Origin of the sequence: Streptomyces sp. NBC_00075, assembly GCF_045041225.1 — a bacterium.
Taxonomy (GTDB): Bacteria; Actinomycetota; Actinomycetes; order Streptomycetales; family Streptomycetaceae; genus Streptomyces; species Streptomyces adonidis.
On record NZ_CP108243.1, the window covers coordinates 9,815,098 to 9,830,070 of the forward strand.

Consider the following 14,973-nt stretch of genomic DNA (forward strand, 5'->3'; position numbering starts at 1 on the left):
CACCCCTGTTCACAGGTCTCCCACAGCGCGAGGATCGGTCCCCGTCAACCGACCGACAGCAACTACGTACGGGGAGGCCCCATTTGAGTGCCACACGACCGACGAGACGAGCCGCCGCGCTCGGGTCCGCCGGAGCGCTCATCACGGCGACCCTGATAGCGGGCGCCGTCGCGGCGCCCTCGGCCAGTGCGGACGCCCGGCACGGCCAGGACCGTGAGACGCGGGGCGCGACGATCGCCGCCGCGAAGGCCGCGAAGGCCGGCATCGACTGGCAGGACTGCCCGGCCGACTGGGGTCTGGAGAAGCCGATCCAGTGCGGCTGGGTCACGGTGCCGCTCGACTACGCGAAGCCGTACGGCAAGCAGATCAAGCTCGCCGTCGACCGCATCGGCAACACGGGGACGAAGGAGGAGCGGCAAGGCGCGCTCGTCTACAACCCCGGCGGTCCCGGTGGCTCCGGGCTGCGCTTCCCGCGCCGGGTCACGACGAAGAACCCTCTGTGGGTCAACGCGTCGAAGGCGTACGACTTCGTGGGCTTCGACCCGCGCGGAGTCGGCCACTCGGCGCCCATCTCCTGCGCCGACCCGCAGGAGTTCGTGAAGGCGCCCAAGCCGGACCCGGTGCCCGACTCCGAGGCGGACAAGCGTGCCCAGCGCAAGTCGGCCCGTGAGTACGCCGAGGGCTGCTACGAGCGCAGCGGCGAGATGCTGCCGTACATGACCACCCCGAACACCGTGCGCGACCTCGATGTCATCAGGGCCGCGCTGGGGGAGAAGAAGCTCAACTTCCTCGGGGTGTCGTACGGGACGTACATCGCGGCCGTCTACGGCACGCTCTACCCGAGCCATGTCCGCCGCATGATCGCGGACAGTGTCGTCAACCCGTCGCGCGAGAAGATCTGGTACGAGGCCAACCTCGACCAGGACGTCGCCTTCGAGATGCGCTGGAACGACTGGCAGGACTGGGTCGCCAAGAACGACGCGGTCTTCCACCTCGGCACCACTCGGGCCCAAGTCCAGGCGAAATGGCTGGAGTTGCGGGCCACCGCGAAGAAGAACCCGATCGGCGGGCTCGTCGGACCCGCCGAGCTGATCGGCTTCTTCCAGGGCGCCCCGTACTACGACTCGTCGTGGATCCCGGTCGCCACCGTGTTCAGCAAGTACTTCGCGGGTGACACCCAGGCGCTCGTCGACGCGGCGGCCCCCGACCTCACGGACACCGCGGGCAACGCGGCCTCCGAGAACGGCAACGCCGTCTACACGGCCGTCGAGTGCACGGACGCCAAGTGGCCCACCAGCTGGCAGAAGTGGGACCGCGACAACACCCGGCTGCACAAGGACTATCCGTTCCTCACCTGGGCCAACGCCTGGATGAACCTGCCGTGCGCGACCTGGCCGGTCAAGCAGCAGACCCCGGTGAACGTGAAGTCCGGCAAGGGGCTGCCGCCGGTGCTGATCGTGCAGGCCACACGTGACGCGGCCACCCCGTACGGGGGCGGCGTCGAACTGCACAAGCGCTTCAAGGGTTCCCGTCTGATCACCGAGAAGGACGCGGGCTCCCACGGCGTGACCGGGCTCGTCAACCCGTGCATCAACTCGCGGGTGGACACCTACCTGCTCACCGGCAAGGTGGACGCGGCGGACGTGACCTGCGCCTCGCACGCCACCCCGCAGCCGTAGTCGCAGCGGTCTGCCGTACGAGGTGAAGGGCGGCCGGGGTTCCCCGGCCGCCCTTTCTCACGACTGGGGCCAGGCGTCCTCCGCCGCGTAGTCGAAGAGGTCGCCGTACGTCTCGTACATCTTGGGGTACGCCTCCCGCCAGTCCCGCCCGGCCAGTCGGCCCTCGATCCAGGCGACGGTCTCCGGCAGGCTCTCCGCGTAGCGGACGACGGGCCGGTAGCCCAACTCCCGTTCCGCGGCGGACATGTCGCACACCACGGGCACCGGAACCGACCACGGTGTGTCACCCACCGTGGGCGCCGGGGGCGGACCGTCCACCAGGACGGTCTCCACCTCGACCCCCATCACGGCATCGATGGCCGCGGCGATCTCCGCCACCGTCGGAGCCTCGGGATCCACGGCGTTGAGGGCCCGGGCACCCGGACGCGCCGCGGCCAGCCGGACCAGTTCGGCGATGTTGTGGACGCTCGCCGGATGGAAACGGCTCTCGCCGCCGTAGGCGAGGACGCGCCGGCGCCGCCCGTCCAGGTTGCGCTTGACGAAGTACAGCTCGCGCGGGGTACGGCAGTGCGGCCCGTGGATCGCGCCCGCCCGCAGCAGAGTGGTCGGCAACTGGTCGGCGACGGCGAGGAGTTCACGTTCGAGGCCCGCCTTGCGGGTGCTGTAGGAACTCTCGCCCGGGCGGATCGTGCGCTGGTCCTCGGTGACGGGCACGGGGTACTCGGGGAAACCGTCGGGCTCGCTCTGCGTGTCGAAGTTCCGTCCCTTGTCGTCCTCGTACACGGACAGACTGGAGATCACCACGGCCGACCCGACCCGGCCGGCGAGACCGGCCAACTGCCGTGCGTGCTCGGGCCCGTAGGCCACCATGTCCACGAGGACGTCACATCCGTCGCCCACGGCCGCCGCGAGCGCCGCGTCGTCGGCCCGGTCGGCTGTCGCGACCCGCACCTCCTCCGGCCAGTCCGCGTCCCGCCCGCCGCCCCGCGAGACGGCGGTCACCTCCCACCCGTCGCGGGCGAGCGCACCCACGGCCACCCGTCCGATCTGTCCCGTCGCCCCGATCACCACAGCTCGTGTCATGCAGCGACGGTAACCGCTGACACCGCGAGGCTCGGAGGGGATTAGCTACGAGCAGATCGCCGCCGTGAAGGGGAGCGCCGAGGGGGTCAACTCAGCGGCATGCGCGGGAACTTGCGGCCCCGCTGCTCCTTCTCCGCCTTCTTCTCTGCGGCCTTGCGCTCGGTCTCCTCCGCCTTGGCGACCGCCGCGTACTGGTCGACGTACTCCTGCTCGGAGAGGGTGAGGATGGCGTACATGATCTCGTCGGTGATGGCCCGCAGCACCGCCTTCTCGTCCTCCATCCCCAGGTAGCGGGAGAAGTCGAGGGGCTTGCCGAAACGAATCACCACGGGATGGATGTTCGGGATCACCTTGCCCGGCGGCTGCGCCTCGAAGGTGCCGATCATCGCGCACGGAATGACGGGCACCTGGGCCCGCAGGGCCATGACGGCGACCCCGACCTTGCCCTTGTACAGCCGCCCGTCGTGCGAGCGGGTGCCCTCCGGATAGATGCCGAGCAGCTCGTCCTTGCTCAATACCCCGAGCCCTTCGCGGATGGCCGCCTGTCCGGCCTCCTTGCCGGACCGGTCCACCGGGATCTGCCCGGCGCTGCGGAAGAAGGAGGCGGTCAGCCGCCCCTTGATCCCGGGACCCGTGAAGTACTCGGCCTTCGCGAGAAAGGTGATGCGCCGCTTGAGGACCGCGGGCATCAGGAAGTGGTCCGAGAACGACAGATGATTCCCGGCGACGATGGCGGGGCCCGACGACGGTACGTGTTCGAGCCCCTCGATCCGCGGCCGGAACACCAGTCTCAGCAGCGGACCGAGAAGCACGTATTTGAGCACGTAGTAGAACAAAGGGGGTCGCTCCTCACTCCGTCGGGATCGGCTCAACCGCCGCGTTCTAGCAGGTCAGCCGGGCTCGCGTCGGGCCGTCAGTGTATGTGCAGGCGGGTTCCGCCGGAACCGGGCGGATCGCGCCGCCGTCGCTCGGCCACCCTCACAGCCGTACGACGATCAATGCGGTGTCGTCGGTTGCGCCACCAGGTGGCAGCAGTTCCAACAGGACGGCGTCGGCGAGTCGTTCGGGCTCCGCCGCCCGGTGGCGGGCGAGGGAGTCGGCGAGACGGGTCAGGCCGATGTCGATGTCCTCGCGGCGGCGTTCGATCAGGCCGTCGGTGTACAGGACGAGCGTGGCGCCGTCGGTGAATGTCGTGTCGGCCTGGGGGCGCGGTACCGGGTCGGGGCGGGCGTCGAGCGGGGGATCGGTGGCTCGGTCCAGGAACTCCACGCGGCCGTCGGGGTGGACCAGTGCGGGCGGAGGGTGCCCGGCGCTGCTGTAGGTGATCGTGCGGCGGTCGAAGTCGATGAACGTCGTGACGGCGGTGGCCGACTCGGCGCCGTCCACCACATGGGCGTACCGGCCCAGGATGTCCAGGGCCTGGGCCGGGCCTTCCGCGACCCGGGAGGCGGCGCTGAGCGCACTGCGCAGCTGGCCCATGACACCGGCCGCCGCCAGCCCGTGGCCGACCACATCGCCCACGGACACGCCGATACGGTCGCCGCCCACCAGGTCGACCAGGTCGTACCAGTCCCCGCACACGTTCAGCGCGCCCACCGCGGGCCGGTAGCGCACGGCGGCCCGGTGGTGGCCCACCTGCCGGCGGGCCGGGAGCATCGCTTCCTGGAGGGCGAGGGCGACCTCGCGTTCCCGGGCGTGCGCGCGCCGGAGGCGGTCGTTGAGGTCCTGCAACTCGCGGGCCCGTGTGTACAGTTCGGCCTCCAGCACGCGGGCCCGGCTGCCGCCGCCCCGGCCGCCGCGGGCCCGGATCAGCTCGGTGACCTCCTCGACCCGGTGCACAAGCAGCACCACCCGCCCGTCCGGGCCGAGCACCGGCGCGTTGACCGGGCTCCAGTAGCGCTCCTCCCACTCGCCGGGCCGGTCGGGGCACTCCACGTCGTAGCGCTGGAGCGCCATGGTGTCGCGCTCGCCGGTGGCCAGTACGCGGCGCAGCGAGGCCTCCAGGTTGCGCCTGCCCGTCGCGGTGGGGTCGTTCGGGTTGTCGGGGAAGACGTCGAACAGATGGCGGCCGACCAGGTCCTCGTGCTTGCGTCCGGCCAGCCGCAGGAACTCCTCGTTGGCGTCCGCGTAGACCAGGTCGGGCGTCAGGAGCGCCACCATGCCGGGCAGGGCCTGGAACACCGCCGCGTAGTGGATCGTCGCCGTCTCGTTCATGGTTCCCGCCTCACACCGGGGCCACATCAGTTTCCCACGTCATGCCCGGTATGTACCGGCCCGTGCGTCACACCGGTGGATCCGTGAGGGACTGCTCGGCCCAGATGATCTTCCCCTCTGGGACGAACCGGGTGCCCCAGCGCTGGGTGAACTGGGAGACGAGGAGCAGTCCGCGCCCGCCCTCGTCGGTGGTGCGCGGATGGCGCAGATGGGGTGCCGTGGCGCCACCGTCGAAGACCTCGCAGATCAGCGAGCGGTCCTTGATCAGGCGCAGCCGGATGGGCAGGGTGGCATGGCGGATGGCGTTGGTGACCAGTTCGCTGACGACCAGCTCCGTGGTGAAGGCCAGCTCCTCCAGACGCCACTCCGTGAGCTGCCGGGTGGCCTCCTTGCGGGCGTCGGCGACGACGGCCGGGTCGGCGGGCAGATCCCAGTCGGCGACCTGGTCGGCGCCGAGCAGCCGGGTACGGGCCATCAGCAGGGCCACGTCGTCGTTCGGGCGCGCGGGCACCAGGGCGTCGACCACGGTCCGGCAGCGCACGGCGAGCGACGGCTCAGGCCGCTCCAGCGCCCGCCGCAGCCGGTCCCGGGCTCCGTCGCCGGCCTCCCCGCGGGCCAGCAGGCCGTCGGTGTGCAGGGCGAGCGTGCTGCCCTCCGCCAGGGCCAGCTCGACCGACTCGAAGGGCAGCCCGCCGGCGCCGAGCGACGACCCCTGGGGCAGGTCGACGAACGTGACCGTGCCGTCGGGCAGCACGACGGCGGGCGCGGGATGGCCCGCGGCGGCCATGGTGCACTGCCCGTCCACCGGGTCGTAGACGACGTACAGGCACCCCGAGCCCACGGCCTGGGTGCTGGCGGCCGCCGCCGCGTCCGGTCCGACGCCCTCCTCGCGGGCCGCCGTCGCGACCACGTCGTCGAGGTGGGCGAGCACCTCCTCGGGCGGCAGATCCAGGGCCGCGAGGGTCCGTACGGCGGTCCGCAGCCGGCCCATGGCCGCGGCGGCGTCGATGCCGTGACCGGGCACCTCGCCCACGACGAGGGCGACACGTGCGCCGGACAGCGGGACGAGGTCGTACCAGTCGCCGCCGAGGCCGGTCAGCTCGTCCGCCGGCCGGTACTCCGCGGCCACCTCCACGGCGTCCTGGTCGGGCAGCCGGTGGGGGAGCAGGCTGCGCTGGAGGACCAGCGCGGCCTCGCGCTCGCGGGTGTAGCGCCGGGCGTTGTCCACGCAGACGGCGGCGCGCGAGACGAGGTCCTCGGCGAGGCTCAGGTCGTCCTCGTCGAAAGGTTCCTGGCGGTGGCGGCGGAAGAAGGTGGTGATCCCCAGGGTGACGCCCCGCGCCCGGACGGGCACGATCATCACACTGTGCAGCCCCAGCTCCAGGAACGTGGCCGCACGGCCACCGGGGCCGCCCGTGGCCCACTCCTCCGCACGGGGGTCGAGGTGCGGCTCGCGCCAGGGCCGGCCGGTGGTCAGGGAGAGCACCGGGGGTGATCCGGCCCGGTAGCCGGCCACGTCGCCGACGCGGACGACGGTCTCCGGGACGCTGTCGTGCACCGTCTGGTGGCCGGCCCGGCGCAGCAGTACCCGGTCCGTGGTGCTCAGCGGCCCGGCCGGGAGCTCCGCGCCCCGCAGCACCGGTTCCAGCAGGTCCACGGCGACGGAGTCGGCGAAGGCCGGCACCACCACGTCGGCCAGCTCCTGCGCGGTGTGCACGATGTCCAGGCTGCGGCCGATCTGCTCGCCGGCCCGGTCGAGCAGGGCGAGCCGCTGCCGGGCCCGGTGCCGCTCGGTGACGTCGACGACGGTGTAGTAGACGCCCATCGGATGGCCCCGGTCGTCCTCGAGACGCGTGAACGACAGCATGTGCGCCGTCTCCCGGTGCGGCGCGGAACGCAGCCGGTCCACGTGCTCGTACCCGACCACCGGCTCCCCGGTCTCCAGCACCGCGCGCATCTGCGCCTCGACCGCCTCGGCGTTCACGCCCGGCTGTACGTCCGCCAGCCTGAGCCCCAGCCGGTGCCTGGCGGGTCCGCCGCCGAACTGCTCCAGGGCCGCGTTGGACCACACGAAGCGCAGACTCGGGTCGACGATCGCTATGCCGACGGGGGACCCCGCGACCAGCTGTTCAAGCACCGTACGGCTCATGTCCCAGCCGGGCGCCTCGTCCATCTCCGACAGCAGCACCAGCCACTGGGCGGGGCCCCCGGGTTCCAGCGCCGAGGTGATCCGCACCATGACCCGGACGGGCCGCCCGTCCTTGCGCCGGGCGGTCAGCAGCCCCGCCCAGCCGCCGTCCCTGCGGCACCGCTCGGCGAGTTCCGGCACCCGTTCGGCGTCCTCGGCGGTCAGCAGCCCCGCGACCCGCGTGCCCACCACTTCACCGGGGGCGTACGCCAGCAGCCGCTGGGCGTCACGGGTCCAGCTCGTCACGACGCCCTGCGCGTCGAGCAGCACGGGCGCGGCGTCGGCCACGTCGAACCGCTGCCGGGCGACGCGCTGCTCCTCGTAAGTGCCCACGGCCGACCTCTCTGTCGCTGAGAGTGGTCTACCACCTCTTGCCCCGGTCTTCACCCCGCACGGGTCCAGGGAGCGAACCCCATGGCCCTGTGAACACCGGCCAGCCCTGCCCGAACACCCTCTCCAGCGTCCCGCACCGTGCAACTGCACGCACCGGACCCCGCTCACCGGCGCCGCTGCTTTCCTGCGCCCTGATCCGCCGGGCAGACCGTGGCCCGGGCCTTCACCCCGCAGGGCCGGGACCGGGCGAGCCCATGGACCCGTGAATGCCGGGTCGGCTCTGTCCGAGCGCCCTCTTCAGGGTCCCGCGCCTTGCGCCTGCGCGCACCGGACTCCGCTCACCGGTGCCGCCGTGGCGCCGCTGTTTTCCTGCGCTCCCGTGGTCCCTTGGCTGCCGTGTCAGCCTTGTCCGAGCGCCTTCTCCAGGGTCCCGCGCCGTGCGGCTGCACGCACCGGACCCCGCTCACCGGCGCAGACGGGTCCATGGGGCGAACCCCATGGACCCGCAGCTGCCGTGTCAGCCCTGCCCGAGGACCCTCTCCAGGGTTCCGACGGCCGACCGAAGCTCCTCCGCCGTGACCGTCAGGGGCGGCGCCAGGCGGATGGTCGAGCCGTGGGTGTCCTTGACCAGGATTCCGGACCGCATCAGGCGTTCGCTGATCTCCCGGCCGGTGCCGATGGCCGGGTCGATGTCGACGCCCGCCCACAGGCCACGTGACCGGAAGCCGACCACGCCCTTGCCGACCAGTCCGGTCAGGCCGTCGCGCAGGACGACGCCCAGCTCGGCCGCCCGGCGCTGGAACTCGCCGGTCTCCAGCAGCTCGACCACGGCCTGGCCGACCGCCGCCGCCAGGGGGTTGCCGCCGAACGTCGAGCCGTGTTCGCCCGGTCGCAGTACCCCGAGGACGTCCCGGCGGGCGACCACCGCCGACACCGGCACGATGCCGCCGCCCAGCGCCTTGCCGAGCAGGACCATGTCCGGGACGACGTCCTCGTGGTCCACCGCCAGGGTGCGGCCGGTGCGGCCCAGGCCCGACTGGATCTCGTCCGCGACGAAGAGGCAGCCCTTGCGGCGGGTCAGTTCGCGTACGCCGGTGAGGTAGCCGTCGTCGGGGATCAGGACACCCGCCTCGCCCTGGATCGGCTCCAGGAGGACCGCCGCCGTCGTCTCGTCGATCGCCTCCTCCAGGGCCGCCAGGTCGTTGTACGGGACGATCCGGAAGCCCGGCGTGAACGGGCCGAAGCCCGCCCGCGCCGTCTCGTCCGTCGAGAAGCTGACGATCGTCGTCGTACGGCCGTGGAAGTTGTCCGCCGCGACCACGATCGTCGCCTGGCCGTCGGGGACGCCCTTCACCTCGTACGCCCATTTGCGGGCCACCTTGACGGCGCTCTCGACGGCCTCCGCGCCGGTGTTCATCGGCAGGACCATGTCCAGGCCGGTCAGCTCGGCCAGGGAGGTGGCGAACCGGGCCAGACGGTCGTTGTGGAAGGCGCGGGACGTCAGGGTGAGGCGGTCCAGCTGGCGGTGGGCCGCCTCGATCAGCGCCGGGTGGCGGTGGCCGAAGTTGAGGGCCGAGTAACCGGCCAGCATGTCCAGGTAGCGGCGGCCCTCGACGTCCTCGACCCAGGCGCCCTCGGCGCGGGCCACGACCACGGGCAGCGGGTGGTAGTTGTGCGCGAGGACCGGCTCCTCGGCGCGGATCAGGTCGGCGGAGGTGCGCGTGGCGGCGGCGGTGGTCGTCGGTGCGGTCATGAGCGGATCTCCTGGGTGCAGCACTTGATGCCGCCGCCGGCCTTGCGGAACTCCGACAGGTCGACGGGGACGGGGAGGTAGCCGTGGCGCCGCAGTTCGGCGGCGAGGTCCGTGGCGCCGGGGTCGATGAAGACGTGGTGGCCGTCCGACACCGAGTTCAGCCCGAACGTCATCGCGTCCTCGCGGGTCGCCACGACCGCGTGCGGATACAGCCGCGCCAGTACCTCACGGCTGCCCGGCGAGAAGGCCCCCGGGTAGTACGCGATGTTCGTCTCGTCCAGGACGAACAGCGCCGTGTCCAGGTGGTAGAAGTACGGGTCCGTCAGCTTGAGGCCGATCACCGGCATCCCGAAGTACTCCTGCACCTCGTGATGGGCCTCACGGGTCGTACGGAAGCCCGTGCCCGCCAGGATCCAGCGGCCGGCCGGGACCAGATCGCCCTCGCCCTCGCACACCGACTCGGGGCGGTACACGTCGAAGCCCGCCGACTTGAACCACGTCTCGTACGCGGTCGACTCGGGGCGGCGCTCGGGGGCGTGGAACGAGGAGCCGAAGACGCGGCCGTCGACGACGACCGCCGAGTTCGCCGCGAACACCATGTCGGGCAGACCGGCGACCGGCTCCACGGTGTCCACGGTGTGGCCATGGGCGCGGTAGGCGCTGATCAGCGAGCGCCACTGCTCCTGGGCCAGATCCACGTCGACCCTGGTGTCGGGGTTCATCCAGGGGTTGATCGCGTACTGCACGGCGAAGTGTCTGGGTTCACAGACGAGAAAGCGCCGGGATCGCGGCACACGGCTTTCGGGCACAGAGGGGTTCCTCCGCTTCCTGCGGTGTCGGGTGGGATTGATACCAAGGTAGGAACCGATCCCGACGCCCGACAAGCGACAACCACTGCGTGTCCACGCAGGAATCCTGCGTCTTTGCCACCCTCAACGCAGATCTGATGCGTTTCCCGAGGTGTTGTTCGGCGCAGGGTGGGTAGCGCCCGCCTCCGGGCTTTCCGGGAGGAGGTGGGACAGCACCATGTAGCTGATCGTCTTCCGGATGAACGGCTCCCTGCGGATCCGCTCCAGCACGTTCTCGAAGTGCCCCACATCCGTCGCCCGTACGTGCAGCAGCGCGTCCGCGCCACCCGTCACCGTCATCGCCGCCGTGATCTCCGGATGGTTGCGCACCACCTCCGCCAGGCGCCGCGGCGGCGCCGCGCCCTCGCAGTACACCTCGACGTACGCCTCCGTACGCCAGCCGAGCGCCGACGGCTCCACCGTCGCCGTGAACCCGGTGATCACGCCCGACTCGCGCAGCCGGTCCACACGCCGCTTGACCGCCGTGGACGACAGCCCGATCGCCGCCCCGATCTCGGCGAAACTCGTACGGGAGTTCGCCATCAGCGTGGTGATGATCTTCCGGTCCAGCTCGTCGAAAGGCGCCGGCCTGCTGTTCATCCGGGCACTGTATCCAGCGACCACCGGGCAGCGCGCCCGCCGACGGCTTGCGCGTCCGGCGCATGTGCACGCGTACGAATTCCACCTACACTCCACCTTCATGCTGCGCGCCCTCGCCGTCGACGACGAACGCCCCTCCCTGGAGGAGTTGCTGTATCTGCTGCACGCGGATCCACGCATCGGCAGCGCCGAGGGCGCGGGCGACGCCACCGAGGCACTGCGCCGCATCAACCGCGCGTTGCAGTCGGGCCCCGGTGGACCCGAGGCCATCGACGTCGTGTTCCTCGACATCCACATGCCCGGCCTCGACGGCCTCGACCTGGCCCGTCTCCTCACCGGGTTCGCCAAGCCGCCGCTCGTAGTGTTCGTCACCGCCCACGAGGACTTCGCCGTCCAGGCCTTCGACCTCAAGGCCGTGGACTACGTCCTCAAACCCGTACGCAAGGAACGCCTCGCCGAGGCGATCCGCCGCGCCGCCGAACTCCGCGACAGCGCCCCGTCCGTGCCCGCTCCCATACCCGTGCACGAACCCGACCCCGACCACATACCCGTCGAACTCGGCGGCGTGACCCGCTTCGTCGCCGTCGACGACATCACCCACGTCGAGGCCCAGGGCGACTACGCCCGACTCCACACCGACCGGGGCAGTCACCTCGTACGCATCCCGCTCTCCACCCTGGAGGAGCGCTGGCGCGCCCGCGGGTTCGTCCGCATCCACCGCCGCCATCTCGTCGCCCTGCGCCACATCGGCGAACTCCGCCTCGACGCGGGCACCGTGAGCGTCCTGGTCGGCGCCGAGGAACTCCAGGTCAGCCGGCGGCACGCCCGCGAACTGCGGGACCTGCTGATGCGCCGGCCCACGAGCTGAGGGGCACCTTCCAGCCATGCCCCAGGACCCTTCCGAACGCCGGGTCGTCGTCACCGGACCGCCCCGCCGCGTCCGCCGCACCTCCGGCTACTACCGGCCACGCACCGAGATCGACGAGCAGACCACCCTCGGCCACACCTACGTCCGCTCCCTGATGCGCTCCCAACTCCGCGCCGCCTTCGGCGTGTTCGCGGTCCTCGCGCTGCTCATCGCCCCGCTGCCGCTGCTCTTCGCGGCGATGCCCGACGCCCACCACCTGGAGTGGCTCATCCTCGGCTTCGGCCTCTACGCGCCGCTCGTCCTGCTCGCCCGCTGGTACGTGCGGCGCGCCGAACGCAACGAACGCGACTTCGTCCGGCTGGTCGAGGACCGGGACCGCTGATGAAAAGAGAGCCGAACAGGAACCGGTCCCGCCCGTGAACGAGAACTACGCCGTCCCGGCCGTCGCCCTCGTCGTCGTCGCGACGGTCTTCGTCGGCGCGTTCGGCCTGCGCATCTCCCGCACCACCTCCGACTTCTACGTCGCCTCCCGCACCGTCGGACCCCGCCTCAACGCCGCCGCGATCAGTGGCGAGTACCTCTCCGCCGCCTCCTTCCTCGGCATCGCCGGACTCGTCCTCGTCCAGGGCCCCGACATGCTCTGGTACCCGGTCGGCTACACCGCCGGCTACCTCCTGCTGCTCCTCTTCGTCGCCGCCCCGCTGCGCCGCTCCGGTGCCTACACGCTCCCCGACTTCGCCGAGGCCCGCCTCGCCTCCCAAGCCGTACGACGGCTCGCCGGGGCCTTCGTCGTCGGCGTCGGCTGGCTCTACCTCCTGCCCCAACTCCAGGGCGCCGGACTGACGTTGGCGGTACTGACCGACGCGCCCGACTGGGTCGGCGGGGTCATCGTCGCCGTCGTCGTGGTCGCGACCGTCGCCGCCGGCGGCATGCGCAGCATCACCTTCGTGCAGGCCTTCCAGTACTGGCTGAAACTCACCGCCCTGCTCGTCCCGGCCCTCTTCCTCGTCCTCGCCTGGCAGGGCGACGGCGCCCCCCGCCACGCCTTCGACGAACCCGCCACCTTCCGCGAACAGCGCGTCGTCCGCGTCGAGGACGGCCTCGACCTGAAGCTGAAGGCCCCCCTCACCGTCACCGTGACCGGCACCGTCGACGGCCGCCCGCACAAGGACCAGGTCCTCCGTCTCCCCGCCGGCACCCACCACATCGACCCCGGCACCCGCCTCACCTTCGCCAAGGGCGCCACCCTCCCCGAGGCCGACCGGGGCAACAACGGCGGCATGTCGACCTCCCTCGCCGAAGGCCGCGAGGAACGCCCCCTGTACGCCACGTACGGCCTGATCCTCGCCACCTTCCTCGGCACCATGGGCCTGCCGCACGTCGTCGTCCGCTTCTACACCAGCCCGCACGGCGTCGCCGCCCGCCGCACCACCGTCGCCGTCCTCGGCCTCATCGGCGCCTTCTACCTCCTGCCGCCCGTCTACGGCGCCCTGGGCCGCCTCTACGCCCCCGAACTGGCCCTCACCTCCGACGCCGACGCCTCCGTCCTGCTGCTGCCCGACCGCATGATCGGCGGCCTCGGCGGCGACCTCCTGGGCGCGCTGGTGGCCGGCGGGGCCTTCGCCGCGTTCCTGTCCACCGCGTCGGGGCTCACCATGGCCGTCGCCGGTGTCCTCACCCAGGACGTCCTGCCCTCGCGCGGAGTACGGCACTTCCGGCTCGGCACGGTCATCTCCATGGTCGTGCCGCTCGCCGCCAGCGTCATCGTCGGCGGGCTCCCGGTGGCCGACGCCGTGGGGCTCGCCTTCGCCGTGTCCGCGTCCTCCTTCTGTCCGCTGCTCGTCCTCGGCATCTGGTGGCACCGTCTGACCCCGCCCGGCGCCGCCGCCGGAATGCTGGTCGGCGGGGGCTCCGCACTCGTCGCCGTCGCCGCGACCATGGCCGGTTTCCCCGGCACGGGCGCCCTGCACGCCCTGCTCGCCTGGCCCGCCCTCTGGTCCGTACCCCTGGGATTCCTCACCATGGTCCTGGTGTCCCTGGCCACCCCGGGCCGGGTCCCGGCCGGTACGGCGGCCATCCTGGCCCGCTTCCACCTGCCGGAGGAACTGTCCGGGGCGCACGGCGCCCATGGCGGTCACGGTCTCGGGGGACCGGCGCGTACGGAGGTGACGCGGACATGAGCGGATTCCTGGCCGGGCTCTGCGTGGCCATCCTCCCGCTGCTCGCCGCCGGCTTCTGGCTCGGCCGGCGCACCGCACGCCCCGAACGCCTCGGCGGTCTCGGCACCCCCGTCGAACACGCCACCTTCGAGACCCTGCACACCGCCTCCCTGGCCGCGCCCCCGCTGCGCGCCGGCCTCACCGAGGAGACCGCCCGCCGATCCGCCCGCCGACTGCGCACCCTGCTCGGCACGGACGCCCTCTGCCTCACCGACCAGAAGTCGGTCCTCGTCTGGGACGGCGTCGGCGAACACCACCGCGCCGAGATCATGGAACGCCTCGCCGGACCCCTGGAGTCCGGCCGGGGCGAGGCCTTCCGCCTCACCTGCGACGCCCCGGACTGCCCCCTGCGCTGGGCCGTCGTAGCGCCCTTGACCGTCGACGACCGCGTCCACGGCGCCCTGGTGGCCTGCGCGCCCCGCGAGTCGGCGGTCCTCGTCCGAGCCGCCGGGGAGGTAGCCCGCTGGGTCTCGGTCCAACTGGAGTTGGCGGACCTGGACCAGTCCCGCACCCGCCTGATCGAGGCCGAGATCAAGGCACTTCGCGCCCAGATATCCCCGCACTTCATCTTCAACTCGCTCGCCGTGATCGCCTCGTTCGTGCGCACCGACCCCGAGCGTGCCCGCGAACTGCTCCTGGAATTCGCCGACTTCACCCGCTACTCGTTCCGCAGGCACGGCGACTTCACCACCCTCGCCGAGGAACTCCACGCCATCGACCACTACTTGGCCCTGGTCCGCGCCCGCTTCGGTGACCGTCTCTCCGTCACCCTCCAGATCGCCCCCGAGGTGCTCCCGGTCGCCCTGCCCTTCCTCTGCCTCCAGCCCCTCGTGGAGAACGCCGTCAAACACGGCCTGGAGGGCAGGGCTGCGTTCGCGGGCAAGAGTCACATCAGCATCACCGCGCAGGACGCGGGCGCCGAGGCCCTGGTCGTCATCGAGGACGACGGCGCCGGAATGGACCCGGTACTGCTCCGCCGTATCCTCGCGGGCGAGGTCAGCCCGTCCGGCGGCATCGGCCTCTCGAACGTCGACGACCGGCTCCGCCAGGTCTACGGCGACGACCACGGCCTCGTCATCGAGACCGCCCTCGGCGCCGGAATGAAGATCACCGCCCGGCTGCCGAAGTACCAGCCGGGCGTCCACTCGGCGGGCCGCCTCTTCGAGGACTGACCCGCCCGGCACTGTG

General features: G+C 71.9%; 12 protein-coding genes. 5 read left to right on the forward strand and 7 right to left on the reverse strand.

Going from position 1 to position 14,973, the window contains the following annotated elements:
* Positions 1 to 83 precede the first annotated feature (83 nt).
* A complete protein-coding gene (locus OG787_RS42990; protein WP_405538922.1) occupies positions 84 to 1,679 on the forward strand; it encodes an alpha/beta hydrolase in 1,596 nt (531 codons plus the stop codon).
* 57 nt (positions 1,680 to 1,736) lie between these two features.
* Here the strand turns inward: OG787_RS42990 and OG787_RS42995 are convergent, their stop codons facing one another.
* From OG787_RS42995 to OG787_RS43025, 7 genes are all read right to left on the reverse strand, one after another.
* Positions 1,737 to 2,750: an NAD-dependent epimerase/dehydratase family protein gene (locus OG787_RS42995; RefSeq protein WP_369037038.1), complete on the reverse strand. Its 1,014-nt coding sequence runs from the start codon at positions 2,748 to 2,750 to the stop codon at positions 1,737 to 1,739.
* 98 nt (positions 2,751 to 2,848) lie between these two features.
* The gene (locus OG787_RS43000; protein WP_369037015.1) at positions 2,849 to 3,598 is read right to left on the reverse strand and encodes a lysophospholipid acyltransferase family protein; all 750 of its coding nucleotides are present in this window, start codon (positions 3,596 to 3,598) and stop codon (positions 2,849 to 2,851) included.
* A gap of 142 nt (positions 3,599 to 3,740) precedes the next feature.
* Positions 3,741 to 4,976 (reverse strand): PP2C family protein-serine/threonine phosphatase, encoded by a 1,236-nt coding sequence (locus OG787_RS43005; protein WP_369037016.1) that lies wholly within the window; start codon positions 4,974 to 4,976, stop codon positions 3,741 to 3,743.
* Between the two features lie 67 nt (positions 4,977 to 5,043).
* Entirely contained in the window at positions 5,044 to 7,497 is a 2,454-nt protein-coding gene (locus OG787_RS43010; protein ID WP_405538923.1) for a SpoIIE family protein phosphatase, read from the reverse strand.
* A gap of 517 nt (positions 7,498 to 8,014) precedes the next feature.
* Positions 8,015 to 9,250, reverse strand: coding sequence for an ornithine--oxo-acid transaminase (rocD, locus tag OG787_RS43015; protein ID WP_405538925.1), 1,236 nt, complete (start codon positions 9,248 to 9,250; stop codon positions 8,015 to 8,017).
* Positions 9,247 to 10,059 (reverse strand): dimethylargininase, encoded by an 813-nt coding sequence (gene ddaH / locus OG787_RS43020; protein WP_369037019.1) that lies wholly within the window; start codon positions 10,057 to 10,059, stop codon positions 9,247 to 9,249. Before ddaH ends, rocD begins: the two co-directional genes overlap by 4 nt.
* 123 nt (positions 10,060 to 10,182) lie before the next feature.
* Complete coding sequence (locus OG787_RS43025; RefSeq protein ID WP_369037020.1) at positions 10,183 to 10,698, reverse strand: Lrp/AsnC family transcriptional regulator; 516 nt, start codon at positions 10,696 to 10,698, stop codon at positions 10,183 to 10,185.
* A 100-nt stretch (positions 10,699 to 10,798) separates the two neighbouring features.
* Here OG787_RS43025 and OG787_RS43030 point away from each other — a divergent pair, with 100 nt between their 5' ends.
* Genes OG787_RS43030 through OG787_RS43045 form a run of 4 tightly spaced genes read left to right on the forward strand, consistent with a single transcriptional unit; the run spans position 10,799 to position 14,957 of the window.
* The gene (locus OG787_RS43030; RefSeq protein ID WP_369037021.1) at positions 10,799 to 11,566 is read left to right on the forward strand and encodes a LytR/AlgR family response regulator transcription factor; all 768 of its coding nucleotides are present in this window, start codon (positions 10,799 to 10,801) and stop codon (positions 11,564 to 11,566) included.
* A gap of 16 nt (positions 11,567 to 11,582) precedes the next feature.
* Positions 11,583 to 11,948 (forward strand): hypothetical protein, encoded by a 366-nt coding sequence (locus OG787_RS43035; RefSeq protein ID WP_369037022.1) that lies wholly within the window; start codon positions 11,583 to 11,585, stop codon positions 11,946 to 11,948.
* A 34-nt stretch (positions 11,949 to 11,982) separates the two neighbouring features.
* Positions 11,983 to 13,746: a cation acetate symporter gene (locus tag OG787_RS43040; protein ID WP_369037023.1), complete on the forward strand. Its 1,764-nt coding sequence runs from the start codon at positions 11,983 to 11,985 to the stop codon at positions 13,744 to 13,746.
* Entirely contained in the window at positions 13,743 to 14,957 is a 1,215-nt protein-coding gene (locus OG787_RS43045) for a sensor histidine kinase (RefSeq protein WP_389354430.1), read from the forward strand. Before OG787_RS43040 ends, OG787_RS43045 begins: the two co-directional genes overlap by 4 nt.
* The last annotated feature ends 16 nt before the right edge of the window (positions 14,958 to 14,973 follow it).

Coding starts and splice junctions, on each gene's coding strand:
- OG787_RS43005 (WP_369037016.1), bottom strand. CDS start 4,976: ATGAACGAGACGGCGACGATCCACTACGCGGCGGTGTTCCAGGCCCTG.
- rocD (WP_405538925.1), bottom strand. CDS start 9,250: ATGACCGCACCGACGACCACCGCCGCCGCCACGCGCACCTCCGCCGAC.
- OG787_RS43025 (WP_369037020.1), bottom strand. CDS start 10,698: ATGAACAGCAGGCCGGCGCCTTTCGACGAGCTGGACCGGAAGATCATC.
- OG787_RS43030 (WP_369037021.1), top strand. CDS start 10,799: ATGCTGCGCGCCCTCGCCGTCGACGACGAACGCCCCTCCCTGGAGGAG.
- OG787_RS43035 (WP_369037022.1), top strand. CDS start 11,583: ATGCCCCAGGACCCTTCCGAACGCCGGGTCGTCGTCACCGGACCGCCC.
- OG787_RS43045 (WP_389354430.1), top strand. CDS start 13,743: ATGAGCGGATTCCTGGCCGGGCTCTGCGTGGCCATCCTCCCGCTGCTC.